Source organism: Nitrospira sp. Nam80 (assembly GCF_965152575.1).
Window position 1 is genome coordinate 330,568 of the sequence record NZ_OZ224216.1, and the last position, 25,209, is coordinate 355,776.

General features: G+C 58.1%; 22 protein-coding genes and 1 pseudogene. 12 read left to right on the top strand and 11 right to left on the bottom strand.

The window, feature by feature from the left end; genetic code table 11:
- Nucleotides 1-394: 394 nt before the first annotated feature.
- On the bottom strand, nucleotides 395-1,351 hold the full coding sequence (locus tag ACWGXE_RS01555; protein ID WP_447600761.1) for an HAD-IIB family hydrolase: 957 nt from the start codon (nucleotides 1,349-1,351) through the stop codon (nucleotides 395-397).
- Between the two features lie 248 nt (nucleotides 1,352-1,599).
- Between ACWGXE_RS01555 and ACWGXE_RS01560 the strand changes: the two genes are divergently transcribed.
- The 4 genes from ACWGXE_RS01560 (at nucleotide 1,600) to ACWGXE_RS01575 (ending at nucleotide 7,366) form a co-directional block, all read left to right on the top strand.
- A complete protein-coding gene (locus ACWGXE_RS01560; RefSeq protein WP_447600762.1) occupies nucleotides 1,600-5,751 on the top strand; it encodes a tetratricopeptide repeat protein in 4,152 nt (1,383 codons plus the stop codon).
- Nucleotides 5,752-6,038: 287 nt separating this feature from the next.
- On the top strand, nucleotides 6,039-6,521 hold the full coding sequence (locus tag ACWGXE_RS01565; protein WP_447603837.1) for an RNA polymerase sigma factor: 483 nt from the start codon (nucleotides 6,039-6,041) through the stop codon (nucleotides 6,519-6,521).
- Nucleotides 6,518-6,868: a hypothetical protein gene (locus ACWGXE_RS01570; protein WP_447600764.1), complete on the top strand. Its 351-nt coding sequence runs from the start codon at nucleotides 6,518-6,520 to the stop codon at nucleotides 6,866-6,868. The genes ACWGXE_RS01565 and ACWGXE_RS01570 overlap by 4 nt, the downstream gene beginning before the upstream one ends.
- Nucleotides 6,869-6,874: 6 nt before the next feature.
- Nucleotides 6,875-7,366: a DUF3106 domain-containing protein gene (locus ACWGXE_RS01575; protein ID WP_447600766.1), complete on the top strand. Its 492-nt coding sequence runs from the start codon at nucleotides 6,875-6,877 to the stop codon at nucleotides 7,364-7,366.
- Between the two features lie 72 nt (nucleotides 7,367-7,438).
- Here the strand turns inward: ACWGXE_RS01575 and ACWGXE_RS01580 are convergent, their stop codons facing one another.
- Nucleotides 7,439-9,148, bottom strand: a complete 1,710-nt coding sequence (locus ACWGXE_RS01580; protein WP_447600768.1) for an ArnT family glycosyltransferase — start codon at nucleotides 9,146-9,148, stop codon at nucleotides 7,439-7,441.
- 518 nt (nucleotides 9,149-9,666) lie between these two features.
- Between ACWGXE_RS01580 and ACWGXE_RS01585 the strand changes: the two genes are divergently transcribed.
- Both ACWGXE_RS01585 and ACWGXE_RS01590 read left to right on the top strand, forming a co-directional pair.
- Complete coding sequence (locus tag ACWGXE_RS01585) at nucleotides 9,667-9,930, top strand: hypothetical protein (protein WP_447600770.1); 264 nt, start codon at nucleotides 9,667-9,669, stop codon at nucleotides 9,928-9,930.
- The gene (locus tag ACWGXE_RS01590) at nucleotides 9,921-10,094 is read left to right on the top strand and encodes a hypothetical protein (protein WP_447600771.1); all 174 of its coding nucleotides are present in this window, start codon (nucleotides 9,921-9,923) and stop codon (nucleotides 10,092-10,094) included. Before ACWGXE_RS01585 ends, ACWGXE_RS01590 begins: the two co-directional genes overlap by 10 nt.
- Here ACWGXE_RS01590 and ACWGXE_RS01595 read toward each other — a convergent pair.
- Nucleotides 10,091-10,297: pseudogene (locus tag ACWGXE_RS01595) on the bottom strand (polyphosphate kinase 2); the annotation flags it as partial. The gene ACWGXE_RS01590 and the pseudogene ACWGXE_RS01595 overlap by 4 nt on opposite strands.
- A gap of 32 nt (nucleotides 10,298-10,329) precedes the next feature.
- Between ACWGXE_RS01595 and ACWGXE_RS01600 the strand changes: the two are divergent.
- Nucleotides 10,330-10,659 carry a PqiC family protein gene (locus tag ACWGXE_RS01600; RefSeq protein WP_447600773.1) on the top strand — a complete coding sequence of 110 codons (330 nt, stop codon included), beginning with the start codon at nucleotides 10,330-10,332 and terminating at the stop codon, nucleotides 10,657-10,659.
- Between the two features lie 37 nt (nucleotides 10,660-10,696).
- On the opposite strand, the gene atpG is transcribed toward ACWGXE_RS01600, so the two are convergent.
- A complete protein-coding gene (atpG, locus tag ACWGXE_RS01605; RefSeq protein WP_447600775.1) occupies nucleotides 10,697-11,593 on the bottom strand; it encodes an ATP synthase F1 subunit gamma in 897 nt (298 codons plus the stop codon).
- A 370-nt stretch (nucleotides 11,594-11,963) separates the two neighbouring features.
- Between atpG and ACWGXE_RS01610 the strand changes: the two genes are divergently transcribed.
- Both ACWGXE_RS01610 and pgi read left to right on the top strand, forming a co-directional pair.
- Nucleotides 11,964-12,563: a histidine phosphatase family protein gene (locus ACWGXE_RS01610; protein WP_447600777.1), complete on the top strand. Its 600-nt coding sequence runs from the start codon at nucleotides 11,964-11,966 to the stop codon at nucleotides 12,561-12,563.
- Between the two features lie 88 nt (nucleotides 12,564-12,651).
- Nucleotides 12,652-14,292, top strand: a complete 1,641-nt coding sequence (gene pgi, locus ACWGXE_RS01615; RefSeq protein ID WP_447600779.1) for a glucose-6-phosphate isomerase — start codon at nucleotides 12,652-12,654, stop codon at nucleotides 14,290-14,292.
- Here the strand turns inward: pgi and ACWGXE_RS01620 are convergent.
- The 6 genes from ACWGXE_RS01620 to ACWGXE_RS01645 form a co-directional block, all read right to left on the bottom strand.
- On the bottom strand, nucleotides 14,268-14,441 hold the full coding sequence (locus ACWGXE_RS01620; RefSeq protein WP_447600780.1) for a hypothetical protein: 174 nt from the start codon (nucleotides 14,439-14,441) through the stop codon (nucleotides 14,268-14,270). The two genes, pgi and ACWGXE_RS01620, sit on opposite strands and share 25 nt — an antisense overlap.
- Nucleotides 14,442-14,728: 287 nt before the next feature.
- A complete protein-coding gene (locus tag ACWGXE_RS01625; protein WP_447600782.1) occupies nucleotides 14,729-14,932 on the bottom strand; it encodes a hypothetical protein in 204 nt (67 codons plus the stop codon).
- A 236-nt stretch (nucleotides 14,933-15,168) separates the two neighbouring features.
- Entirely contained in the window at nucleotides 15,169-16,545 is a 1,377-nt protein-coding gene (zwf, locus tag ACWGXE_RS01630; RefSeq protein WP_447600784.1) for a glucose-6-phosphate dehydrogenase, read from the bottom strand.
- Between the two features lie 59 nt (nucleotides 16,546-16,604).
- The gene (locus ACWGXE_RS01635; RefSeq protein ID WP_447603839.1) at nucleotides 16,605-16,829 is read right to left on the bottom strand and encodes a hypothetical protein; all 225 of its coding nucleotides are present in this window, start codon (nucleotides 16,827-16,829) and stop codon (nucleotides 16,605-16,607) included.
- Nucleotides 16,830-17,257: 428 nt separating this feature from the next.
- Entirely contained in the window at nucleotides 17,258-17,746 is a 489-nt protein-coding gene (locus tag ACWGXE_RS01640; protein WP_447600786.1) for a hypothetical protein, read from the bottom strand.
- An 84-nt stretch (nucleotides 17,747-17,830) separates the two neighbouring features.
- Nucleotides 17,831-18,202 carry a DUF3313 family protein gene (locus tag ACWGXE_RS01645; RefSeq protein ID WP_447600788.1) on the bottom strand — a complete coding sequence of 124 codons (372 nt, stop codon included), beginning with the start codon at nucleotides 18,200-18,202 and terminating at the stop codon, nucleotides 17,831-17,833.
- Nucleotides 18,203-18,793: 591 nt separating this feature from the next.
- Between ACWGXE_RS01645 and ACWGXE_RS01650 the strand changes: the two genes are divergently transcribed.
- Nucleotides 18,794-22,180 carry a hypothetical protein gene (locus tag ACWGXE_RS01650; RefSeq protein WP_447600790.1) on the top strand — a complete coding sequence of 1,129 codons (3,387 nt, stop codon included), beginning with the start codon at nucleotides 18,794-18,796 and terminating at the stop codon, nucleotides 22,178-22,180.
- Between the two features lie 11 nt (nucleotides 22,181-22,191).
- On the opposite strand, the gene ACWGXE_RS01655 is transcribed toward ACWGXE_RS01650, so the two are convergent.
- A complete protein-coding gene (locus tag ACWGXE_RS01655; protein WP_447600792.1) occupies nucleotides 22,192-22,533 on the bottom strand; it encodes a BON domain-containing protein in 342 nt (113 codons plus the stop codon).
- A gap of 224 nt (nucleotides 22,534-22,757) precedes the next feature.
- Between ACWGXE_RS01655 and ACWGXE_RS01660 the strand changes: the two genes are divergently transcribed.
- Complete coding sequence (locus ACWGXE_RS01660; RefSeq protein WP_447600794.1) at nucleotides 22,758-24,242, top strand: amidohydrolase family protein; 1,485 nt, start codon at nucleotides 22,758-22,760, stop codon at nucleotides 24,240-24,242.
- Nucleotides 24,243-24,444: 202 nt separating this feature from the next.
- The gene (locus tag ACWGXE_RS01665; protein WP_447600796.1) at nucleotides 24,445-25,128 is read left to right on the top strand and encodes a TIGR00266 family protein; all 684 of its coding nucleotides are present in this window, start codon (nucleotides 24,445-24,447) and stop codon (nucleotides 25,126-25,128) included.
- Nucleotides 25,129-25,209: the final 81 nt, after the last annotated feature.

Consider the following 25,209-nt stretch of genomic DNA (forward strand, 5'->3'; position numbering starts at 1 on the left):
CGTTTCTCCTGCAACCGCGTATACGCTGCTAGGATAAGCCTGGCCGTGAAGTCGGTGGCAAAAACCCTCTCCGCCGCGATTTATGCAACGCGGCGGGTCAAGCGAAGCTTGGTATGGCGGGCGGGCCCGCCGCTCGGTGGCTCCAGCCAGCTCACCGTCTCGCTGGCACGCACACACGTGGCGCTCGTTCTTCCTCGGCGGCGTCCACAAACGTGCCGCGCCTTATTCGGCGCGGCGTGGACCTCGCGGGGGTCTCCGCAGTTCCTCACGAACCGTCATGAATAATGCGGGCTAACGTCTCTACTCCGCACCAAGGAACCGCCTGAAGGTTGCGAAATGGCCGGTAGCCGATGGCGTGTTCAAGGGACGAGCCGATATTCGGCAAAGAAAGCGATCAGCCGGATGGAAGCAGATCGAGAACGGCTGCATTCCAGCCGGCCGGTCCAATGCCGGGCGCGCGAATCAGACCGGGAAGATCAACATCCGAATCATAGGCGCCGTCCGGTTTTTGAACGAGGACGGGGCGATCCACCACCTGCAGCATCGGCAGGTCATTCAAGCTATCACCGATCCCGATCGTCAGAATCTCATGGCCTCGTAGTTGCGCTAAGCGGCGATAAAGTTCGATGAGGCGAACGGTCGCCTGTCCCTTATCATTCGATCCCATGAGATGGTAGAAACGCCCGCCTTTGGTGCAGTTCAGTCCCTTCGCTTCCGCCTTGGCTTGTAGTTGCTGCAAGGTGATCTCTCTTCCGGTCACGAGAAAGGGCTCGTCGAATTCCCGCTGTTTCGCCAGTCGAGCATCGGCCGGTGAAAGACCTGTATATCTCGCGATCTCATCCATCGTCATATCGCCGAATCCATGCAGCCGGCAGGATAGATGCCGGTCGATTTCCTTCAACGCCGCCCGCAAGCCGGCATACGGCGTTCCGATTTCGATGACCCGATAGGGGCCGCATGAAACGGAGTCTTCGACGGAAAAGGGAAAATACCCGTCGGGAATGAAGACGGCGCCTCCATTTTCGACAACGAAGGGGGTTGGGAGTCGCAGCCGGGTCCTCAGAGGTTCCATTTCCGCCCGCGTTTTGCTCGAAACGAACACAAGTTGCGTTGGGGACTCGAAGACCTTGCGGAGAGCCGCATCCGCTGCGTCGTAGGAATAGGTCGCCGCGTCAAGCAAGCTGCCGTCGAGATCTGAAAAGATGATGTAATCCGTCTTCTTCAAGCGCATAGGATGGGGCAGTATATGAAACTGCGGCCATTCGGGGAAGGACGACGTGGGATCCTTTCCGCCGCGGCGGCATCGAGCCTTGAACTGAGCCATGAGTTGACACACAGGAAGAAGGGTCATGCGTTTTTTGTGCCGTCCTGTCCAAAATTGAATCAAGAGACCTCCGTAGGATCTACGAGAAAATCGGCGATAAGGCTCGTTTTCTGTGGCAAAATTAATGCGTCTTTCCTACAGAGGATGGAGGCATCTGATTTGCACTGGGACCGTGAGTTTTCTGCTTTGCGCGTGTTTTTAGGAACCTCGGCGTCGGCGTTCTCGGACCAGGACAGCCGGCCTACGGAACCCTCTCAATCTGCTAAGGTTACATTGTGCGATTTGATAAGAAGTCCTCCTCAAAAACCGATAAGAAAAACCTTCCCAAAGCTCATAAGAAAGGGGTCGTCGGCTATAACAAAAAAACGGCGTTGCTCGAAGAAGCCATTACCCACATGAATGCGGGAAAGTATGGCCGCTCGTCCGCCGTGTTGAAGGAACTGCTGGCTCTCGATCCGCTGAATACTGAAGCCCGCCGCCTTTTTGCCACCCTGCACCTGCGTCTCGGCAGTTTGATCAGCGCGAGGACCGCATTCGAATCGCTGGCTCGCGAAGCCCTTGAACGGCAGGATTTTTGGCTGGCCGAATCCCTGTTGCGGGAGTATCTCAGTGCGGGACCCCGCTGTGTACCGTTCCTCGATATGTTGGGGCAGTTGTATGAAGCCAAGGGCGACTCAATGGCTGCGGTCGGAGAATATGGAAAGGCCGTCGATGTTCTGATTGAAGATCCCGATGCGGAGAATCCCGCGCGCGCCGTGGAGTTGTTTCAGAAAATCCAATCTCTCGCACCGGGAAGCCCGACCGCCTTCCGGCTGGCGCCATTGTTCGATTCCAGCACGGGACAATTGCTCGTCCGTCCAGTACCGTCGAATCACGGCGCTCCACCCGACACCAGCCTGCCGGTGATGGATCCGCTGCCAGAATCCATCGGTGAACGAGCTCCCTCCTTCTCGCTTGCCTTGGATCCTCCGGAGCCGCCCGCTGCGCAGACCGACGTGCCGGACATACCTGTTCTCTCGCCGGAGGTCGCCGCGCCGGAGAAATTATCCGAAGACATAGCTAGTGAGTTGTCGCTTGAACCGATCGTGAACCAACGAGAAGAGCCGGCGGAGGGGCATACTGAGAACGAGCATCCGGCTTCGACAGGACCACAAGTCGCCGAATCATCCCTTACGAGCCCGGTGACAGAACTCTCCGCTTCCGATGTAAATGCACCCTTTAAGCTGGTTGATGAAATATCCGGGTCCACTGCCGAGCAGATTGCGGGCGAACGCACCCACGATCTAGAGACCACTCTCGATGCGACCGGCTTCTCACTCCAACAGGAGGCTGTGTTGCCCGATTCGATTCAGGCGCTCACGGCGCCGGACCTCTCCTTGCGCGAGGTGACGAATCCCATTGCGGAACCGCCGCCAGCTCCGCTACCCATGCCGTGGGATCAAGTTCAGGACACGACCCTTTCGATTCCCCGACCGACCGATGATGAAATGCAGGGCGCCACGACGCACGACCTCGATGTCGCCCCGCCTATCGATCCTGCAACCCCTGTGGACGATCAGCCCATGCTTCCTGTGTCTTCCGAGAACTTCCTCTCTTCAATGTCGTGGGAAGAGATACTCGCTGCTGTCGAAAGTGGTTCTTCGTCTGCCCCCGTCGAAGCGCCGATTACGCCGGCGTCGGACGATGCATCCGTGTCCGGCGAACAGCTCAATCCGACCGAGATCGCCCGGGAACAGGTTCAGGTGCCCGCCATTGTCGATGAGCTGTCTTGGGATGCGCCGGATGCCGCGCCGGCCACGATCACCGAACCGGTGGCAGATTCGCAGAATCTTCCAGTCCCGATGCCGTGGGAACAAGTGGAGGCGGAGGCGGTTCCAATCCTGCAGCATGACCAGGAGCCTGAATATGGTGTCGTACCCGAAACCACACTGACACCGTTCGTCGATGACACAATGTCTTCGTTCTCATCCGATACTCTGGTGCTTCCGGATGCCGTCCCGGTTTCAATGCCGGAGGGCACAGAGACGCTCTTGCCGGCGACTCCGATGCCTCCGCCCGCCGCAGAGGCATCCGATCCCTTGCCTGCCGCTGAAGAATCGTCTTGTTCCGCGCTCCTCGCGTCCGAGCCCCCCGCTATCGAACAACCTACGGCAGGATACGGCGGGAGCCGACCGCGTGAGTCCTCTCGGGACGAGGAGGCGGCTGCGGTGATTGATGATCCCATTGTCATTGCCGGTGAACAGTCCCCGACCTTCGATGCGCTCAAGAAAAGAGTCCCCGAGGCCGCTGTTCCGGCCGGGACTCCAGTTCTTGGGGAAAGCGCGGCAATGCCTGAGCCGTCCGAAAATCGAGGGCCGGCTCAGGAAGAGCCTGCATCACTACCCGCCCAATCGATTCGAATCGAGTCACAATCCGAGGGACCATCGACTCAGGGTGCCGCGATTGGAGGCGACGCCGAAGCCGGAGCCGCCCGCCGGGAGAATTTGGACTTCCACTCTGAAGCGCCATTCACCAATGTCGAACAAACAGCCGCGGTGCCGGATCAATCGTTCCCGGTGGAGACGCCCAATGTCGCCACCGAACCAGCCGTCGCCGCCGAGCCTGCCGTCGCCGCCGAGCCTGCACCCGAGCCGGCAACCACCGGCGACATTAAGATTCTGTGGGACAATCAGACGCTGCAACCGGCGCCGGGACAGGCCGGATCCAATCTGTTCACGCGTTGGCTGCGGCGATCGAAGGGGACGGAGGAATCCGACGATCACGCCTCGGCCGGTAGCCAGACGTTGGGCGAGACGGTGACTTCTCCTCCATCGGACGCATCGAATGGTGCTCCGGAGCTTTCGACGGCCGGCGCACGAGCCGCCACTGTGTCTGCCATCGACGTGTTGTTTGATCATTCCGATCGATCGATCCCGGAGTGGAGAGAGGCGCCGGCTCATAAACACAAAGAACGGAAGCCCATTGCCGGCCGGGTTTATAATCGCCTTCGATCGCGGACTGTCCTATTTATCGGAACCTGTTTCTCGACGACCCGGTCCATAACGATCACCCTCATCTCTCTTGCTGTGGTAACGGTTGCGCTTGGGATCGTGAGTCTTGGAGCGGCCGGACTCGCGTGGATCCTGATGGAGCAGCGGCCGAATACCGCCTTCTACAATCTCAGCGGAAGGCCTCAGCGGGCATTGCAGGATACCAGTACCAATGGATATTTGGCGCTGCTGGGCTTCGATAGGGGAAATGGTCGGGATCCGGCCCAGATCGGTTTCGAACGAAAATTCGAATCGGCCGACCTCGTCATGACCGGCATCTGCCTCACGGGTGGCGGCCAACGAATTGAAAACACCGGCTCGTCCGACGAAAAGAAATTGGCTGCTTGGCAAAGGGAGCCGGACCCGGCAGCCCAATTCCGCGCGCAGGCTGCCGGCGTACGGGCCTTGGTAGAGCAATCCGACCAATCAATGACGCGGTACGGGCAATGGTTGAAGATGCCGTTCGAAGATTGGGGGTTTGGAGAGCCGATCAGTCCGAATTGTCCGTTCCTGCTCCACGTGCATCGCCTGTATGTGGCGGAGGGATTTGCACAGGATCTGGAGCCGGGAATCCAACGGCTCGAAGCAGATCTCGCCGTGTGGCGAACCATCCTGGCTCAAGCGAGGACGCTGCCGGTCAAAATGCTGGCCGCCGATGCCGTCACCGATGACGCGGCGATTGTGAGCGGGTTGCTGGCGCGGCCGGATCTAGACGAGAAGGTTCTCGACCGCCTCGGCAAATTAGCTCGGCCATTGGATCAGGTGGAGCAATCCCTCCGCTGGCCGATGCAAAGCGAATTGACCATCGCTGCAAACCATCATGATCTGATGCCGGTGCAGGATTCGCCTGTCGGCCGGCCCGCGTATGTCTCGCTGGTATCCATGATGCCGCTGCCGAAACAACGGCGACTGAATCTGTACGCGGATTACTATGAGGCATCCAGCAAGGCGGCTTCGGAGGGACGATTCGCCAGCTTCCCGAAACGGGCGGCCTTCATCCGTTCTCCGGCAGAAAGTTGGGCCGACTACGTAACGAACCCCATCGAGAACATTGCAGGCGTGCCCCCTCTTCCGGATTGGGAGACCTATGGAGGCCGGATGTTTGAAGTGGAAGCGCGTCTACGCTTGGCGGCTCTTCTGGCATGGATCAGACGGAGCCCGCCTGAACAGGATGTCCCCACGCGAATGGCCAAGGCGGGTCAATCACTATACGATCCGTTTACCGGCTTTCCCATGCTGGTCAACCGCAAGAAAGGGTTGATCTACAGTGTCGGACAAGACGGCAAGGATGACGATGGACAGGCCGGCCTGGATATTGCCGTCCAGCTGCCCACTACGCCGGGCGGCTCGTCGCAGGAAGGGAAGCGAGGAACTTCCGCATCTAAATTTCGCTCCTAATACGCTTGAACATCCGTTCCTCTTGCCCCCTTCCTTGACTCTGTTGATTGAATGAAACCATTGCCGAATCGGCCGGTCAACCGGGCCGCCTGTCACACGTTCTTTATACTAGGACGGCGGACACCGATCTCCGGAGTGATGTGTCCTCATACATGGTGTTCAATTCTAAGGCGCAATCGATTACCGTTCGGCCCGGCAAGTCCTGTCTGAACGGGAGGGTGAGCATCCTGAATCAGGCCCAGGCACTCGATCGATTTTTGGCGACGGTTGAACGCCGAGCGTTGCGCATGGCGCAAGTCGCGACGGGGAATAATGAAGAGGCATTGGATCTGGTCCAAGATGCGATGTTCAAGCTGGTGCAACGCTATGCGGATCGTGACGGATCCGAATGGGGCCCCCTGTTTCATTGCATTTTGCAGAGCCGAATTCGCGATTGGTATCGGCGCACACGAGTCCGCAATCGATGGAGAGAATGGTTCGGCAAACCGCGACACGATGACAACGATGCCCAAGATCCGCTGGAAACCGTGGCCGATCCGCAGGCGGCACCCGACGAGGAATTGAAGAGAAAGCGGGCTTGCACCGCCCTGGATGCGGCACTCCGCACATTGCCGTTGCGCCAGCAGCAGGCCTTCCTTCTGCGGGCTTGGGAAGAATTGGATGTCGCTCAAACGGCCGCGGCCATGAAATGTTCAGAGGGCAGCGTCAAGACCCATTTTTTTCGCGCCGTGCGGGCTCTTCGAAAACAGTTAGGAGATCATTGGCCATGAGCGACATACGATCATCGGAAGATGACTTGTTTCTTGTTCAAGCCAAACAGGCGCTGGACCAGAGCCTCGATCAGTTGGACGCGCGGCTGGCCGGTCGCCTTCAGCGTGCCAGGCGGGAGGTATTGGAAAGCTCGATGAACCGCCGGCCGTGGGGAAGATGGGCCGGGGTTGCTGTCGCATCAATCGGCCTGCTGACCGTCGTGTTCCTCGCGAACCAGCGGGACATCGAGAACCATGGCCAACCGATGCTGGAAGACATCGAGCTGATGACTTCGCCGGAGAACGTGGAGCTGTCTGAAGACTTGGAATTCTATGACTGGTTGGCTGAATCAACCACCAACGGATAATCACCAATGAGTCTGCCGTGGATTCTTCTTGGTCTGCTGTTGTGCGCCGAGCCCCTCTGGGCTCAGACGGAGTCACCCGGGATGCCATGGAGCCAACTCAGTCCGGCCGATCAGCAGCTCCTCGAGCGATTCCGCGACAAATGGGATCGGATGCCTGCGCAGAAGCAGAAGCGCCTGCTCAACGGGGCCAAGCGATGGGGTACGATGACGCAGGATGAACGGCAGGAGGCCACAAGGCGGTTTCAGCAATGGCGCCAATTGCCGCCGGAAGAGCGGCAGTCTCGCCGCGAGCGGTTTCAACAGTTTCGGAAACTCCCCCCCGAGCAGCAGGAGTCGATCCGGCGTGCGCAGCGCTGGTTCAAGTCGCTGCCGCCGGAGGAGCGTCGCGAGCTCAAAGAGAAATGGAAGAGCCTGACTCAGGAAGAACGGGACGCCTTACGCAAAGAATTGCAGAGCCGGACGGGAGAACAGCGCACCGGGCCATCGACTGATCGTTGAAGGCCCGTCTTGGCCCGAGGCATCGAATCACTGATATGAAGGCCCAAGATTCCCCCCCCAGGATATCCGCCACTATCTCAATCGGTTTAGAGAGTCGGTCTCAGCAATCCGGCTTTCTTCAACCCGTGCGGACAGCAGATACACGTTCTTGCTCCTCCACTGGGGAAATTCCTGCAACAGGGTCACGTTCACATCTTTTCTCTCGCTGAGTTCTCTATAGCCGTGTTTGTCCGCCACAAACAGCACCTTGCCCTCCGCGCGAAGGCGTTCCATAAATGAGTGAGTGGAAGGGATCCAGGGAAGAGCCGGTTCAACGTTCAGATAATAGATCAGGTCTTCATTATTGGGCCATCCATTGGTGTACAAGTGCACCGGATCGGCGCTGTGCTGCGCCAGTAATTTGATCTGCTGACTTGCATCGCGGGCGGAGTTCGTGGCGTCAATGGCGGGCATGATGAGGTGCACGACACCCACGACGAAAAGAATGGAAGAGGCTCCCAGCGCGGTGGCGCCGATCGACATGTTCAGCCGCGTCGCGGCATACAACAACGCAAGCGCAAGTGCCGCCATGCCGAGCACGAACCACAGAGGAAAGAGATCACTGGGTATGTTCCATTTGCGGTGAAGCAAGCCCGGTCCGAACGTCACCGCCAAAAGATAGAGGACCCCGAGAACGCCCAACAGGAGTGAAAGAACCCGGGCTGCCGCCCGCTTTTCGATCGCCAGAACCCCAACCTGCCGGCAACAATACCCGACGACCAGTCCCAATGCCGGCACCATTGGAATCAAATAACTTTCACGCTTCAAGGGAGACAGGCTGAACATGAGGAGAAATCCTAAGAACCAGGTCAGCACAAAAATGCGGGCGGGCCGTGGCGTGGAGGAATCCTTCGCAACCAGCAGCAATAGTCCGACGGGGAGCACCGCGGACCAGGGAAAGAAGTCGAACCACATGACCCCCAGATACCAGTAGACAGGATGTCCGCCGGAAGGCGCTGTGAGCGAAACAATGGATGATTTGCTCAACAAAGAATGGCCTCCCCATTCAATTTGCGCCAAGAAGACATAGGCCGTCAAAGTCACGAAGTACAAGAGTAGCCCCGCCCAGAACGACCGTGTTTTCAGCGGTTCGAAATCCTTCACGATAACGAGGAATCCCACGATTACCAGCAAGGGAAGCGCCAGGCCGTGAAGCCCTTTCGTCATGGTCGCCAATGCCATGGGGATGAAGCACAAGGCATACCAGCGTGGCCCGGCTTTCTGAAAGTATGCGCGAACCCAGCACAGCAAGGCGAGCGTGATAAAAAACGCCAGCATGGAATCAAACAGAACCCGGCGACCGTACCAAAGAAACACATGCGTCGTTGCCGTAACCAATGCCGCCCAAAAGGCCGCCGTGCTTGAAAACAGCGCGAGGCCGAGGCCATAGGTCAAGGCCATCGTGCCGGCGCAGAACAGTGCGCCTGGCAACCGGAGGGCGATTTCGCTTTCGCCGAACAACGCGGTTGAGAGCGCGAGGACCCAAAAGAAAAACGGCGACTTGTTCGCGTAAGCCTCGCCGACATACGTCAAATGGATATAATCTCCACGCTTCACCATCTCATGCGCGATGTGGGCATACAGGCCTTCGCTGCCCTCGAACAGCGACAGCCCGAGGTTATGAAAAAACGCGAGCCATGCCACTGGGATGAGAATGATCGCATGCAGCCACCGGCTGCGCGCCCAGACTTCCCAGTTCAGTGAAAAAAGAGACGCGCTATCTTTGAAGGCAAGATTGAGCACTTAGTCCGTACTTCCTTCCCGCACGTTGATTTTGAATGGCAGCCGGTGATTCAATTCCAGGCCTGCCAATGTTTTGTCTCTTCATGAGGATGTCAATGGAACGGCCGGCCGGTGACGCTTCATTGCCAGATGAAATATGTACAACAACGGCCGGCAACTGGAAATGAAGCGAAGAACATCAGACGAGCTGTAGGCAATCGGCGGGATGCGAACCCTCGTGACATCGGGCGCCATCATAAACGTTTTAGAATGCCGGAGAAACTGTAAAAACTGATAGGCTGATATGAGCTGCGAGCCTGGCGCAATCGCTCTGTTTAGTTCGCCCGGATGGTCAGAATCGGCTGCTGGATCTTCTTGCCGGTCTCGCTCAATGTGAACAGGACGGTTAAAAACGTAAAGATCCGCTTGGACCGAAAATCCCGGTCATCCACCCAATACCAGTGATCACGATATTTTTACCTGCGTAAATGCATCTTCCGGCCGATCGGTGCCGCTTCGAATCGTCACGAATGGAGGCAGTGCCGGTTGACCCTCAGGCATCGCCGGCATGGGTCCTATTGTACGATGTTGCTCGACGTGTTCCGGGGCACGGCCAGGAGCGAGGCCAGTTCAACGAGACCCGGTATGACGGATCTGAACCGGACCGGACCGGACTCCTGAATAATCAGCTAACACGCAAAAGAATCGAGACCGCGGTCGAGCGGGAACTGACGAAGAAAGGCCTGACGCAAGTCGGTTTGAAGCAGCACCCGGACCTTTCGTTCACTATTGGATGGGGGTAAAGGATAAGCAAAGGCCGGAGGCGGCCGGTCCTGCGATGGGAGCCTATGGATGGCATGGCCGGTATGGTTATGGCGCGGGCTATGGCGGTGTCACGACCTATGAATACAGAGAAGGGAGGTTGATCATGGATTTGATTGAATCGACGAAGAACGAATTGGGATGAGCCATGCAGTTGAGGCGCGCACGTTTCTTGTCGTCCGAATGGACGATATACCAGGGTGCATGTTTCATGTCCGTCGCCTCCAGCATGCGGTCGCGGGCACGCGAGTAGTCGTACCACTTTTCGCGTGAGGGCAGATCCCTGGGACTGAGCTTCCACTGGCGCAACGGGTCATCGAGACGGGCCTGAAAACGCCGCTCCTGTTCCTTGTGTTGGTCACCTCGAGTCAGTACTGCGGGTGATTGCAGAGAATCTCTCACGGTTGCTCGGCACGAAACAGGTGTCGGTCTATCCTCAGAGCGCCGGTGATCAGGCCGAATATCGCGTCTTAGTGGACGTTCAACGATTCGAATCGGCGCTCGGCGGCCGGGTGTTAATCGACGCGCTTTGGACCGTCAGTCATGACTCGGAGGGTCAGGGCTCTTTGAAGAGGGGCCGCTCCAGCGTGGAAGAGACAGCCAACGGGCAGAACTACGAGGCGCTTGCGGCAGCGCATAGCCGCGGCCTCGTCAGGATCAGCCGCGATATTGCGGATGCCATTCGTTCCTCTGCCTTAACCAAGAACTGAACGGTGTATCTGACCAGCGCTCCGTTCGCCCGCGCGGCTATTTCAGGGCTTCGGCGCCGCCCACGATGTCCATCAGTTCCTTGGTGATCGCCGCCTGCCTGGTCTTATTGTAGTAAATCGTCAGTTTCTTAATGAGTTCGCCGGCGTTCCGTGTGGCGCCGTCCATGGCCGCCATGCGGGCCCCCTGTTCGGCCGCCGATGATTCGAGCAGAATGCGGTACGCTTGGACGTGGAAATTACGGTGGAGGAGATCCGCAAGCAGTTGGTCCTCGTTCGGCTCATAGAGGTAGGCCCCGGGGGTGGCATCGCTGGGTTGATCCACTTCATTGAGGTCGGAGATCTCAACGACCCAGTCGATCGGAAGAAGCCGTTCCACGACGACCCGTTGCTGAATGACGGATTTGAACTCGTTGTAGATGACGTAGACCGCATCGATTTGACCGGCGACATAATCGTCGATGGCTCGAAGCTCAGAACCCAATAACATTCCATGCTCGAAGGTCAACTTCTCGAAGATGTCCACGACCTCTCGGCGCACCTTCCAGGCGCGTCTCCGAAAAAAATCGCGGCCCTTCCGTCCGATCACGGCGACTTCGACCTGTTTGCCATGGGCCTGGAATTCCTTTAATGTCGCCGCCGCCGTCCGGAGGATGTTCGCATTGAAGGCGCCGCATAACCCTCGATCACTCGTCACGACGGCGACGACGATGCGGTTGCCCTCCCGCTTCCGGAGCAGGGGATGCGCATCACGATTGACACGCCGGCTGAGGTTGCGAATCGCATCGCGCATTTTATGAGCGTAGGGCCTCGCCGCGAGGATGCGGTCCTGCATGCGTTTCAACTTCGAGGCAGCCACCATTTTCATGGCTTTCGTGATTTTTTGCGTTTTTTTGATGGAATCGATCTTCCGTCTGACAGATTGAAGACTTGGCATGTCAGTTACCCCGATTGGTTCATGAACGAAGAGGCCGCAGCATGCTCTCTCCGGGCAGGCGAATTCGGAAGGTTAGCACACCATAGACTATTCACGTCAAGAGAAGGGCTCGGCTGGCCCGTTGCGCCACGGTTGTCAGTCGCAGAGCGGCGTCTTTCTGCAAGTCGCCTGTGATGATGAAACGGATTTGACTGTGCCGGGACAGACATATACGTTTAGTATCGTGAAAGCTGCCCAGGCGCGCGGCGATTTCCTGGTCTTGGGCGGAACGGGACCGGCGGGTACTCCGCGTCCACCTCGGTCAAGACGTTGCGGCCGGCCTCGTCCAACTCGAGGAAACTCTCAATCAGGCATTGGAAGAGAGGATACCATGAGCGATAATCTTCCCATCGTTTACCTGGCCAGACATGGTGAGACTGCCTGGACTCTGTCGGGCCAGCATACGGGGCTGACCGATTTGCCGCTGACCGAGCACGGCGAACTCATCGCTCGGCGGCTTGGAGAACGGCTGAAAGGATTGAAGTTCGGCGCGGTGTTCACCAGTCCATTGCAGCGCGCACGCCGGACCTGCGAATTGGCCGGCTTCGAAGGAGTGGCCGAAGTTGATCGAGATTTGGTCGAATGGGATTATGGCCAATATGAGGGGCGGCGCACGGCCGAGATTCGGGCGGAGCGCCCGGACTGGGAACTGTTCCGCGATGGCTGTCCGGGAGGGGAATCGCCGCAGCAGGTCAGCGTGCGCGCCGACCGCGTCGTGCGCCGAACGCGCGCCGTGACGGGCGACGTCCTGCTCTTTACGAGTGGGCACTTCCTCCGGGTCTTCGCCACCCGGTGGCTCGGGCTTGAGTCAGCGATCAATTGTAAGTTTTTCGTGCTGAGCACGGCGAGCCTGAGCGCGGTGGGCTACGAACATAACGTTTCTCGGCCGGTGATCCGATTGTGGAATGAGACGCGTCACGTCGATCTCTAATCCGCCGCATCGGGCTGGATCAGCCTGCCGTGAAACAGATCGAAAAGTGCTCGGCATAGAAACATTGGACTGACGAAAGGACGACACAATGCCTCAGCCTATCGAACCGCTTCTCGAGCGAAAGGCCTGGAAGGTCCTCCACGCCCATCAGAAAGAAATCCAAGGCGTCCATCTTCGGCGGCTCTTCGCCGACGATGCCCGGCGTGGTGTTCGACTGACCGCCGAGGCAGCGGGGATTTTTTTGGATTACTCGAAGAATCGGGTTACGGACGAAACGCTCAGCCTTCTCCTTCAACTCGCGAATGAATCCGGCTTGCGAGCGCGGATCGACGCAATGTTTCGCGGAGACAAGATCAATATCACCGAGAACCGGGCCGTCCTCCACATCGCCCTACGCGCCCCGAAGAGTGCCTCGATCATTGTTGACGGTGAAAATGTGGTGCCGAAGGTGCACGCGGTGCTCGATAAGATGACCGATTTTTCCAATCGCGTCCGGAACGGTTCGTGGAAAGGCCACACGGGTAAACGCATTCGGAACGTGGTCAATATCGGCATCGGCGGGTCCGATCTTGGGCCGGTCATGGCCTATGAGGCGCTCAAGCACTACAGCGAGCGCACGATGACGTTCCGCTTCGTTTCCAACATCGACGGGACCGATTTTGCCGAAGCGGTATATGATCTCGATCCGGCGGAAACGCTGTTCATCGTATCATCGAAGACCTTCACCACGCTGGAAACGATGACGAATGCGCAGACCGCACGCGCCTGGTTGCTCGCAGGCATAGGCGGCGACGGCGCGGCGGTCGCGAAGCACTTTGTCGCGGTGTCCACGAATGCGGCGGAGGTCAAGAAGTTCGGGATCGACACCGCCAACATGTTTGAGTTTTGGGATTGGGTTGGCGGACGCTATTCCATGTGTTCGGCCATCGGCCTGTCAACGATGTTGGCCGTCGGCCCGGAACATTTCCGCGCCATGTTGAGCGGGTTTCATGATATGGACGAGCACTTCCGTTCCGCGCCGTTCGAGCGCAACTTACCGGTGCTCATGGGTTTGCTCGCGCTCTGGTATAACAATTTCTTCGGGGCGCAGACAGTCGCGGTCCTGCCGTATGACCAGTACTTGAAGAGATTTCCGGCCTATCTCCAGCAATTGACAATGGAGAGCAACGGCAAGCACGTGACGCTCGACGGCACGGAAGTGTCCTACGATACCGGCGTCATTTACTGGGGCGAACCGGGAACGAACGGCCAGCACTCGTTCTATCAGATGATCCATCAGGGAACCAGGCTCATTCCGTGCGATTTTATCGCGTTTCACCAATCGCTCAATCCACTCGGCCGGCACCACGATCTGCTCATGGCGAATGTCTTCGCTCAAGCCGAGGCCCTCGCCTTCGGCAAGACGAGAGAAGAGGTCAAAAAAGAGGGAACGCCGGACTGGCTGGTGCCGCACCGCGTGTTTGAAGGCAATCGCCCATCCAACACGATCCTGGCCGAACGGCTCACGCCCGACATTCTGGGCAAGCTGCTCGCGCTCTATGAGCACTCGGTATTTACTCAAGGCACGATTTGGAACATCGACCCGTTCGACCAATGGGGCGTCGAACTAGGCAAGGTGTTGGCTCAACGGATCGTCCCGGAGCTCGAGAACCCGACGGAGCCGTCGCTCAATCACGATAGTTCGACGAACGATCTGATCCGACGCTACCGCGCAAAGGCTCGTGCGTGATGTTGTGCGAGGCGCGTCGCATTCCCCCCCAGCGCCGCGCCGAACATCATGGCGACAAACACCGGAATCGTATCGGCGGGCCAGTCGGTAAAGTGAGCACCGAGCGCGACTTCGGGCACCGCCGCGGCAGCGACTAGGTATCCCTTCACCGAATGGGAGACTCCCGATCGCATCGATGGGAATTGCCGCCAAATCCGGACTGACACTGGTCCCTGCCGGCAATAGGAACTGGCGAATCGGGCGCGGTGTAGCGACAAACGAGGAAAAAGTCACCCGGCGTCAGCGGCGGTCACTGCTCCATTTGGATGAGACCATGAGATCGATATTTCAGAACGACTTGAACATGTAACGGGTGCCGGCCTCCACAATCCAATTCATAGGCTCCGGCGAGATTCTTTCCCCAAATCCCGACCCCGGGAGGCAGATAGATCCCGCATCATCCCATCAGGTTCCGACCGACACAGTTGCCCCTGAACGGAACATCCACTCGAACGACGCTGTCGGAGAGGCGAGCCCCATGAGGCAGGTTCGCATATTGGAAGGAGGCCTGCACACGGCCCACGATCGCCGTCGGATCGGTGCCATATTTGGCGGCCAGTTTCCTCAGCCGCTCGGCTTCCTTTTCTGCTTCCGGTCTCAATCTGGGTCTCAGGATCGGCGGAAGGAACTTCGGTTCACCCGGCGAGCCTTCCGGTTTCGGCTCTGCTTCGGGTTCAGCCGGGCGGGCAAGATGCAATGGCGGTCATGTTTCTCAATGGGGGTCGGGATCAGTGGGATGTCTCCCAGATTCGGCGAGGGAAGGAGACTGTCAAAATTGACAGTCGGAAACTGGTTCAATCCATCTTCGGTAGACAGGGCGTCATGGTTGGGAGCGAATCAGTTCGTTACGAGAGGGTCGTGCCAGCCTCCGGCCGGCGCCACCCGCTCGTCGACATCGGGGGGTCCCCACGTCTGCGGCTCGTACTCGTAGACCGGCGTCCTCTGCTTCAGCACCGGGTCAATAATTCGCCATGCTTCTTCCACATAATCTTGGCGGGCGAACAAGGTCGCCTCACCGGCCATCGCGTCCGTCAGCACGCGTTCGTAGGCGCCCACCTCATCCGGCTGAGCATTGCGGCTCACCAAGGCTTCAATCACTTGCCCAACCGACTCGTCGCCGATTTTCGGGACCGTCATGCCCAAGGCGAAGGTCGTATCGGGATTGACGCGGAACCGAAGGTGATTCGGCGCCACATTCGTGGATAGGGATGTCGTCGGAGGGCGGTGGAGGCGAGCCAGAATCTCCGTGCACGTCACGGGCAGGCACTTTCCGGCACGGATAAAGAACGGTACCCCATGCCAGCGCCAGGAATTGATGTGCAGCCGCAGAGCCGCAAACGTTTCCACCTGCGAATCCGGGGCGACTCCTTGTTCGATCCGATAACCGCGGAACTGACCGCGTATGAGGCTGCCCTCGTCGAGAGACGGGATGGCCTTCAAGACCTTCACTTTCTCATCCCGAATCGATTCGCTGTCCATTCGGACAGGCGGCTCCATAGTCAGGTTGGCCAAGACCTGGAACAGATGATTCTGGATGACGTCGCGAATGGCGCCCGTCTTATCATAAAAGGCGCCTCGGCCCTGGATTCCGAAATCTTCCGCCATTGTGATCTGCACGCTTTGTACATGGGTCCGATTCCAGAATATTTCGGGGATCGCATTCGTAAAGCGGAAATACAGCAGGTTCTTGATCGGCCGTTTCCCGAGATAATGATCGATTCGGAAGATCGCGGTCTCCGGAAATATGCCGTACAGAAGCCGGTTCAGCTCCCGAGCCGAGACGAGATCGGTCCCGAACGGCTTCTCAAGGACGACGCGCGCGCCATGAACGCAGCCGGACTTCGCCAGCTGCTCCACCACCGTCGGAAACAGTCCGGGGGGAATCGCCAGGTAGTGCAGCGGCCGTTTCGCGGGACCCAGTTCTTGGCGCAGCGCCCGAAAGGTCGCGGCATCCTGATAGTCGCCGTCGACATATCGCAGCAACCGGCACAATTTCTCGAACGTTGCGGCATCGAATTCGCCGTGCTTCTCAATACTGTCCCGCGCCCGCGCGCGGAATCGGTCGATGTCCCACCCGCTTTTGGCCACGCCGATGACAGGGACATCGAGGCGGCCCCGTCGTATCATCGCCTGGAGCGACGGGAAGATTTTCTTATAGGCGAGATCCCCCGTGGCGCCGAAGAAGACCAGTGCATCCGATTGGACTGTCTCCACTACATGCTCCTCGTAACGCGGTGTTTCGAGAGGGCCGCCGAATGCGTGTGGCCGTCTGATCAGCGGGATTCACTGCGAAAGAAAGACCGACACTCCAAGCTAAGAGAGCCAGGCGTTGATGCCGGTGTTCCTCTCCCAAGATTTCCATTTGAAATATGGTGAAAACGAAATCCTGTCGTCAAGGCCCCTGTTTCCGAGACAAACTCGAACGGCGTGCTCTGTTCCGGAATGCGCGGCGCCAGGTCCGTCCAGATCATCCCTGCTCCGGCGTCCCAGAAGGGCATCCAACGGCCGAATGAAAGAAAGTTGTATTTCACGACAAGAGCCTCCGGCCGCTTCTGCCGGGAACGGCCTGGTGAAGCGAGCGAACAACGGTTCTACCACGACTTCGGCATTCCCTTGCCACCACCCGGATCCCAGCGAATCGGTCAGCACCATGCCCGCGCGCGGCAGGATGAAGACCGTGCTACGGTCGGATGAGAGAGCATCGCCCACCATGTTGCCTGCACGGCATCCGGCAGACTGCTCCATTGGCTTCTCGGTATTGCATCGTCCACGCATGACCTCCCGTCTCTTCAGTCCGCGCAATTCGCTGTCTTCTTCGTACGGTGCTCTCTTGAACGAGAGAGGGGCGATTACCATCGAAACCAGAAGGCCTTGAGAACCTACCCTCGGCGACGCGGATGGCGGATGTGGTGAAACGGGCCGAACGTCAATACACCAGCGGGATCTGCTGCGCCAATTGAGCCCGGATGGCCGCACGGATCTTGTTTTCGATCTGGATGAAGCGGGCGGTCTTGGTCGCAGGCAGCACCTTGCTGATCTTATCGGCGTACGAACGCTTCAGTTTCAGCTCCGATTCCTCCACGGAGAGGGCCTCATTCAACAGCTTCTTCGCCGTCTCGTTCGAAATGGTCCCTTTGCCCAGATTAAAGGCATCGGCGTACTCCTTGATGGTCCGGCCAAGTTGCTCGTTGATCTTCTCGAGCTCCTTCTGGTACTCGTTGTAGAGCGGCCAGAACTTCTTGCTCTCCGTATCATCCAGATCCATGTTTCCCGCCACAAGCAGTTTCTTGTCGGCTTCCACCTTTTGCATGAGGATTTCCATGTTTGTGTCGGCGGCACTGTTCGACGATTCCTGAGCCATCGCCGGCGCACTAAACACAACGATACCCACTATAAGCGTGATGAAAGCTTTCATGAGGTCTCCTCTCTGTTGGATTTCAACAGGTCCTTCTCACTGTGCCCGGTCGTTGAGCCGGGTCAACGGGAGGCACAGGATGCACTACTCTTCCGGCTTCGTGCAACCGGCATCGCCGCGGATCATACATCCCCGCCAGCGAAATTTCTTGGCCCAATAGTCCATGGCTTGCTCGACATCCTCCCACCGGTGCAACGGCTTCCAGGCATACTTCCCTCCGCCGCGCCAGACTTGGACCGGCTCCAGCAGCGCTTTGTCATAAGATTTGAACTTGTTTCGATCCGTGACGAAATAGACAAGAGTCGCCTCCGTCTCGTCTTTGGCTGGATGCAGCATCGAGTAATCCTTGAGAAATCCAGACGGCTCCGCCTTGCCAAAGCCGCCGGCCTGCTGGGAATGCGCGCAGGCCACGAGGCTTCCAAGACAGGATAGGATTACCAGCGCTCGTCGTACCATGGTATGCCTCCGTTTCTGTGATATCCGTCGCATGTCGTTCTCGATGTCCCGCGGCCTTCCGTCACACCCGTGCAGCGGATTGTGCCGCCATACGTGATCCGGCTCAACTGTCAAAACTGACAGGCATACCTCAATCTTGTTCCTTGTCGACTCGGAGAAATAAAGATCTTGAGTGAAATAAGAGTTTCAGATGACTGAGAAATGAATCATCCCCGTGGTAGCAGGAAACAGATATCGGCTGGTTGAAGGGCAGGCGGGACGCGCAGGGGACGAGGCGGATTTGTCAAAGGCCATACACAGGATGGCATAGGGGATTTGCGTGACTGGTTTCGCTGAACTGCGCCTGCAGCTTGCTGTGCCGGGACAGGTCGCGACAGAGCGCTCGTAACCGCATATACAGATGAATGAATCTGAAGTACGTAGAGTGCAGTGCACTATTTCATGCGGAGGGCGGCATGGCGCCGATTGTAGCTTTGAACGACTTGTATACCTAGAACCTCTCACGTAGAGTGACGGCAAGCGAATGTGCAAAGCGGTTGCACGGGTCTAGTGAATTACCATCCACTCCCGCGGGCATCGATGGACGAACCTATGTGTCTCAATACAGCTCGGTCGATGCGTGGCAGGGCGGTCCTGATCGTAATCCTCGTGATCGGTCTGGCCGTCGGAATCCTACTCGCCGTTCCGCTGATCCTCAACACGCAATGGGTCAAGGACGCCTTTCTCCAAGAGTTTGAACAGCGGACAGGCCATCGAATAGCGGCGGAAGACCTGGAACTTCATCTTTTACCTCGTCCCCGGCTGGACCTTCGAAAAATGGAAATCCTTGATCAACGGTCCCAGTTCTCTCTGTTCACGGCCGACCGTCTCGAGATCGCGTTTCAAGTCTGGCCGCTGATGGGAGGACAGACCGCGGCGGCCTATGTGGTCGTGGAACGTCCTCGCGCCACGATACGACGCGAGGAATCCGGGTGGACGCTCGGCGGCGGGATGCCGGTGGCCGCCGGTCAACGGACGGCCGCACCGCTGAATGTCCTGGCCGTTGCTCGAAACCTCCTGATCATGGACGGCATGCTCACGATGGTAGACGAGTCGCGGCCCGGGCAACCATCGCGTGTAGACCTGACGTCGCTGCTCTTCACCGTGAAGGAAGAAATACCGGGACGCAGGGCCAAGGTCCAGTTGTCCGGTGAAATGCTGCAGGATGCCGCCGGAAACGCCCTGTTCGCTGCCGACGCGTCCCTCGTAGTGCCGAACGGGACAGGAGGTGATGAGCCGCCGAACGCGGTTGTGCCCATGCAGGCCGAAGGAACCATCCGCCTCACGAATGTAAATCTTCGCCGCATCGCGGCCTGGGTCGGTTCGCTGCCTGTGCCGGCGGCATTTGTCCCGCCGGCACAAATTACCGCACACCTGCGCTTGGTCTCCCGCGCCGCCGGGTATGACCTCATCGTGAGCGATTGGAATGCCGGAGTGGCAGGCCTGTCCCTGCAAGGCACGACGACCCTGACCGGGCTGGGCACGGACGAGCCACGTGTAGACACGACCCTATCGGCCTCCTCCGTGCCGCTGAAGCAGGTGCTGAGTCAGGTGCCTCCCGAATGGCTACCGGTCGAGCTATCGAACAAGCTTGCGGAGCACGCCATTGATGGATTCCTCAGCCTCCACGACACCCATATAGAAGCGACGCTCGGAGACCAGGCTCGGTTTGTTGTTGCCGGCGCGGTCGAGATCAGGGACGGCCGTTTTCTGCCCGGCGGGGGCCATCCCGCTGTTCGAGATGTGTCGGCGACCGTGTTCTACGATCTTCAACAGATTCGCATCACCGGGTTTCGGGCCAATTATGGACCGGTCCGCTTATCGGATGGGACGGCGCTCGTCACCGACTGGAGAGGCGAACCGGTGGCCGATGTTCGCATTACGGGAGAGGCACGCGCCGGAGACACAATCGCCTTGCTCAATGACCGCAATAGATTCCCGCAGATAACCATGAGTCTGTCGCAGTTGGAGCAGGTGACCGGAGAGGTTCGGATGGCGGCACACTTGTCCGGCCCCCCCGGCGATCTAAGCCTGGTGGACATGTCGGTGATTATCCGCAACCTGGGATTTCGCCACGTGACTGTCGCCGTTCCCTTCCGGCAAATCCAAGCGACCATCAACTTCACCCCTACCGAGATCCTCGTGGATGAGCTGAGCGGTCAAGCAGGTTTCGCGCGAATCGAGGGCGCAGGCAAGGTCGCTCTCACCGGTGAGCCGTCGTTCCAGGGCATGCTTGTGAAAATTTCGGCTGATGGACGCGATATCCTTCCGATGTTGCAGCAGGCGGGCGCCGGAGAATTCAAGCCGCAGCTCGAAGGACCTCTCTTCATGACGACCTCCGTAACGGGCGCTGTTCGCATGCCTCGTTTCAAAGGGAGCTTGACATTGGATGGAGCCACCCTCGCCGTTCCACATGTGTTGATCAAAGACCAAGGCGCTCCGGCCGGCATTCGTTTCGACGGTGAACTGAATGAATCATACGTGCTCTCGCTTCGGAACTGCGAGCTGATCTTCCCGCCGATCAGACTTACCGGCAAAGGCCGCATCCGGTTGGACGAGGAGATGGATTTTCGAGCGAGAATCACGTCGGACGCGCTGTCGCTCGATAAACTTCCTACAGGTGTGTCTTTGGGGTCGATCAAAGCGGGGATTCTCAAGGCCGGACTCAAAATGGAAGGGAGAGCCGGGGACTCGGCGACATGGATCACCACCGGGCGGTTGTCTTTCAAGAACGGTGTGATGGAAGGCGAACAGTTTCAAGATCCTATCCGGAACATCGCCATGCGATTGCGTTTTGATGGAAGGAACATCGACATCCGGCGCCTGAGTTTCACCATCGGCAACAGCGATATGCGTCTCTCCGGATCGGTTGCCAACTGGATCGACATGCCACGGGCGAAGCTGGTCGTGGAGTCCTCTCAACTGAATGTCGAATCGCTGACGTTGATGCGGCCACAGGCCGGTTCGTCGTCATCCGTCTCAACGGATGCCTTTCCCATTCTGAGATCCTGGTGGACGAATGGTTTCGTCGAAGCCACGGTGCTGATCGACTACGCCTATTATGAGCGATTTCTCCTGTCCGGTTTTTCATGCCGGGTGAAGTTCGAACGCGGGGTGCTCACGATCGATCGGATCAGCGGTGATACGGACGAAGGCCACCTCGGGGGCCGCGTGGTCCTGAATATGCCGGAACGAGGCCCGCGTTCGATTCGAAGCACGTTCCGCGCGAGCGGTGTGCCGGTCGAGCGACTGTTTTCCCTCTTGGAGATGCGGCCTCGGATCAGCGGGTGGCTGGCGGCTAGCGGCAGGATTCAGGCGGAGTTCGGTCGCGAGCAGCTTCTTCGCGCGTCGATCAACAGCCGGCGGCCGATTTCCATTACCATTGAAGGGGGACGGCTCTTTTACGCGCCGGTGATTTCGAAGGTGCTGTCTGTGATGAATTTTCCCGCGCTGCTGAAAGGAAAGATCGACCTGACGAAGGATGGCATGCCGCTCAATCGGGTGAAGATCGTCTTCAACGTGGAGGACGGCATCATTCAAATCAATGAATTCATCATGGATAGTCCTATTATGAAAATGAGCATAACCGGCCGGTATGATTTCATCAGTGAAGAATTCGACGGGGTAGCAGTGACGAGTCCTCTAGGGGAATACTCGGATGTGCTCAAAAGCATTCCGTTGTTCGGCAAGTTGTTTGCCGGGGAGCGACAAGGATTTGATACCGCCATTTTCGAGATCAAAGGCCCCACGAAAGATCCCAATGTGGTGTACTTACCGGCCGAATCGCTGATGGCCGGCGCCAAGGGGACCGCGAGACTCGCCTTTGATCTCTTGGTCAATGCGATCACCCTTCCCAAAGAAGCTTTTGCGATGGCCGGAGATCTGTTCGTGGACGATGAGGAAGAGGGGCAGGGAGGGAATATGAGGAATGAGGAATGAGGAAGCACGCCTCATTCGGCTCGGGGCGGGCGGATATCCAGATCGTTCTTCACGCGTTTGACCCCTTTGACCTGGCGGGCCAGATCCGCGGCCCTCGCTTTCCGTTCCGCCTGTTCCACCGTCCCCACGAGCGTGACGACTCCCGCTTCCGTCGTGACCAGAATGTCGGTGAGTCCTCCGAACTGATCACCGGCCAGTTTGGCTTCCACTTCCTTGGAGATGGCGCTGTCGCTGTTGGCATCCATCAAGGCCGACCCGGTGGCCAGCGAACAGCCTGTGAGGATCACGCACAGCGCGCAGGCAATGGCCCACGATCCGGCGAGAATCCGGATGAGAGCGGCAAAGCCGGTCATGAGATGGAACGGGAAACGGATTGAAGTTCAAACAATGGAGGATCGAATACTGTCATAAATCGCTTCATAGGGTACATCCTGATCATTTCGACCGCCTCGCCTGAATCTAGCATTTCACCCAACTTTGTCTCAATGCAGTCAGGAGAACGCCCAGGGGCTTCTTGACAGTACAGCCTGCATTTCACAGAATCCCACTTCCGATCCTGTCAAGAAGGAGGCTCACTATGGCTCGACTGCGCGGACGGTTTACCAGCCGGTCTGATTGGCGGCAGGGTTCTCTATCATTGTCACCCATGCCGACCCGTGTCGTGTCGAATGAAGAGTTTGATCCCTATGAGCAGACCCCGGCGCAAGCGCGGGTCGAGCAGCTCATCGAGACTCATGGCCGGAGCGCGGCGCGGAAGTTGGGAATCGGCCGCCGCGACTTCCTGAGGACGACCGGAGGCATGGCGGCTGCCTGGCTCGCCATGAACAGCGTGTTCGGACGATTCTTCGACGTGCTCGATATCGAAATGGTTGAGGCGGCGGCGTTCACGGAACGGCAGGGCGAGCCATTTTTTATTTTCGACGTGCAAACCCATTACGTCGGGTCGCATTATGACCTGCAGGGTGACGAAGCCCGCCGGAAGGGAGCCGTGACGAAGGAGGCGTTGATGGCGCTCCGCCGGCGGGTCCGCGAGGCCGGGTGGAATCCGGCGCTCGTCGGGGATCGCGGTACGATCGACGATTTGTCCTGGCGGAACTTTTTAAAAGAAGTATTTTTAGACAGCGAAACCACCGTGGGGCTGATCAGCACGCCGCCCGGTCCCTATCCCCAGGAAGCGGTGGTGCCGCCGAAGGAAATGGTCCATATCCGCGATGAAATCAATCGGGTGGCCGGCTCGCAACGCATGCTGGCCCATGGATTAGCGACGCCCCAGCTCGGGCAGACGGATTTGGATTTCATGACGATGCAGGCGGAAGCGCTGAAGATCAACGCCTGGAAATGTTATACGGGTTCCTGCCCCGCCGGCTTCGAGCATGGCTGGTGGATGGATGACGAGAACATCGCCTATCCGATGCTGGAGCGAGCGAGGAAACTAAACATCCCGCGTGTCTGTGTCCATAAGGGCTTGCCGCTTGGCCCGGTTCCCGAGTACAACCATCCGCGCGACCTCATCAAGGCCGCCAAGGATTTCCCGGATATTCAGTTTCTGGTCTATCATTCCGGCCTGCGAAGTTCGGCCGACATCGACGCGGAGTTCGCCAAGACCGGCCGGATTCCCTGGACGACGGAATTCTGTCGAATGAAACAGGCCGAGCCGTCGATTCGGAACATCTATATGGAATTGGGATCGACGTTCGGGCAGTTGGTCACCACCGCGCCGGCCGTCTGTGCGCATCTCCTGGGCCAAATCATCGAGGCATTCGGCTCTGACCATGTCTTGTGGGGAACCGATTCCATTTGGTACGGGACGCCGCAATGGCAGATCGACTCGTTTCGCAGGTTCGAGATTCCCGACGAGATGATTGAGCGGCATCGCTACCAGGTGCTGACCCGGCAGATTAAAGAGCAGATCTTCGGGTTGAATGCGGCGAGGGTGTTCCAGATTGATCCACGGGCCAAGAGGCACGCGTTGCCACAGGACTCTCTTGAACGCATCAGAATGAGTTATCTGGAAGAGGGACCCTCGCCGAGCCATCGGCTGTATGGATGGGTGTCGGGATAGCGCACGTAAGGCCTGAAGCGGGAGCGTGAAGTTACACCTGGTAAGTTACATACAGCTCAGGTTCGAATAGTCTGAGGGAGGAAGCCTCACAAGAAACTGGACCTGTGGCATGCTGCGGTGAATTTGGCCGTCGTTCTATCAAGGCAAGAGTTGTCCAAACGAGGAACGTTTTCCCTGACGCCTAACGGAGGTATTGAACAGCATGAAGAGTGAGATTCTGTATCCCGGCGCATTTCCGATGGTCCGTGTGCATCTCACCGATGGAGAGGCCGTCAAGGCCGAATCGGGTGCGATGGTGGCCGCGTCACCGACCATTGATATTGAAAGCAAGATGGAAGGGGGCTTCTTGGGAGCCCTGTCGCGTAAGGTGCTGACCGGCGAGAAATTTTTCTTCCAGACCTTGCGGGCCGGCCGCGGGGCCGGTGAAGTCTTGTTGGCGCCGACCGTGCCCGGCGACATTATCATCATGGACCTGGACGGCATCAATGACTATATGGTGCAAAAAGACGGATTCCTGGCCGGATCCGAGGGAGTCAAAATCGAAAGTAAGATGCAGAGCCTGACCCGCGGCCTGTTGGGAGGGGAAGGCTTCTTTATCCTCAAGATCGGCGGGACGGGACAATTGATTCTGAACAGTTTCGGCGCGATCCATAAAACCGACCTCAAGCCGAATGAAGAATACATCGTCGATAACAGCCATCTCGTGGCCTGGACCGCCACAACCAGCTATAACATTGAAAAGGCCTCGTCGGGATGGATCGCCAGCCTGACCTCGGGCGAAGGATTTGTCTGCCGGTTTCGTGGACCAGGGGTCGTGTACATCCAAAGCCGAAACCCCGGAAGCTTTGGAACGTGGATACGGCAGTTCATCCCAGTATCCGAATAATTGGATCGTTGCACCATTTCATCAGAGAGTCATTGCACCAATGAACCAATGATCAATTGGTGTCTATTAAATGGTGCAATC

Excerpts from the sequence above, each read along its gene's own strand:
- ACWGXE_RS01635 (WP_447603839.1), bottom strand. The coding sequence starts at position 16,829 with ATGCCCTTCTGGGACGCCGGAGCAGGGATGATCTGGACGGACCTGGCG.
- ACWGXE_RS01650 (WP_447600790.1), top strand. The coding sequence starts at position 18,794 with ATGTGTCTCAATACAGCTCGGTCGATGCGTGGCAGGGCGGTCCTGATC.
- ACWGXE_RS01660 (WP_447600794.1), top strand. The coding sequence starts at position 22,758 with ATGGCTCGACTGCGCGGACGGTTTACCAGCCGGTCTGATTGGCGGCAG.
- ACWGXE_RS01610 (WP_447600777.1), top strand. The coding sequence starts at position 11,964 with ATGAGCGATAATCTTCCCATCGTTTACCTGGCCAGACATGGTGAGACT.
- ACWGXE_RS01640 (WP_447600786.1), bottom strand. The coding sequence starts at position 17,746 with ATGAAAGCTTTCATCACGCTTATAGTGGGTATCGTTGTGTTTAGTGCG.
- ACWGXE_RS01645 (WP_447600788.1), bottom strand. The coding sequence starts at position 18,202 with ATGGTACGACGAGCGCTGGTAATCCTATCCTGTCTTGGAAGCCTCGTG.
- pgi (WP_447600779.1), top strand. The coding sequence starts at position 12,652 with ATGCCTCAGCCTATCGAACCGCTTCTCGAGCGAAAGGCCTGGAAGGTC.
- ACWGXE_RS01555 (WP_447600761.1), bottom strand. The coding sequence starts at position 1,351 with ATGACCCTTCTTCCTGTGTGTCAACTCATGGCTCAGTTCAAGGCTCGA.
- atpG (WP_447600775.1), bottom strand. The coding sequence starts at position 11,593 with ATGCCAAGTCTTCAATCTGTCAGACGGAAGATCGATTCCATCAAAAAA.
- ACWGXE_RS01665 (WP_447600796.1), top strand. The coding sequence starts at position 24,445 with ATGAAGAGTGAGATTCTGTATCCCGGCGCATTTCCGATGGTCCGTGTG.
- ACWGXE_RS01575 (WP_447600766.1), top strand. The coding sequence starts at position 6,875 with ATGAGTCTGCCGTGGATTCTTCTTGGTCTGCTGTTGTGCGCCGAGCCC.
- ACWGXE_RS01570 (WP_447600764.1), top strand. The coding sequence starts at position 6,518 with ATGAGCGACATACGATCATCGGAAGATGACTTGTTTCTTGTTCAAGCC.
- ACWGXE_RS01565 (WP_447603837.1), top strand. The coding sequence starts at position 6,039 with ATGGCGCAAGTCGCGACGGGGAATAATGAAGAGGCATTGGATCTGGTC.
- ACWGXE_RS01590 (WP_447600771.1), top strand. The coding sequence starts at position 9,921 with ATGGGGGTAAAGGATAAGCAAAGGCCGGAGGCGGCCGGTCCTGCGATG.
- ACWGXE_RS01655 (WP_447600792.1), bottom strand. The coding sequence starts at position 22,533 with ATGACCGGCTTTGCCGCTCTCATCCGGATTCTCGCCGGATCGTGGGCC.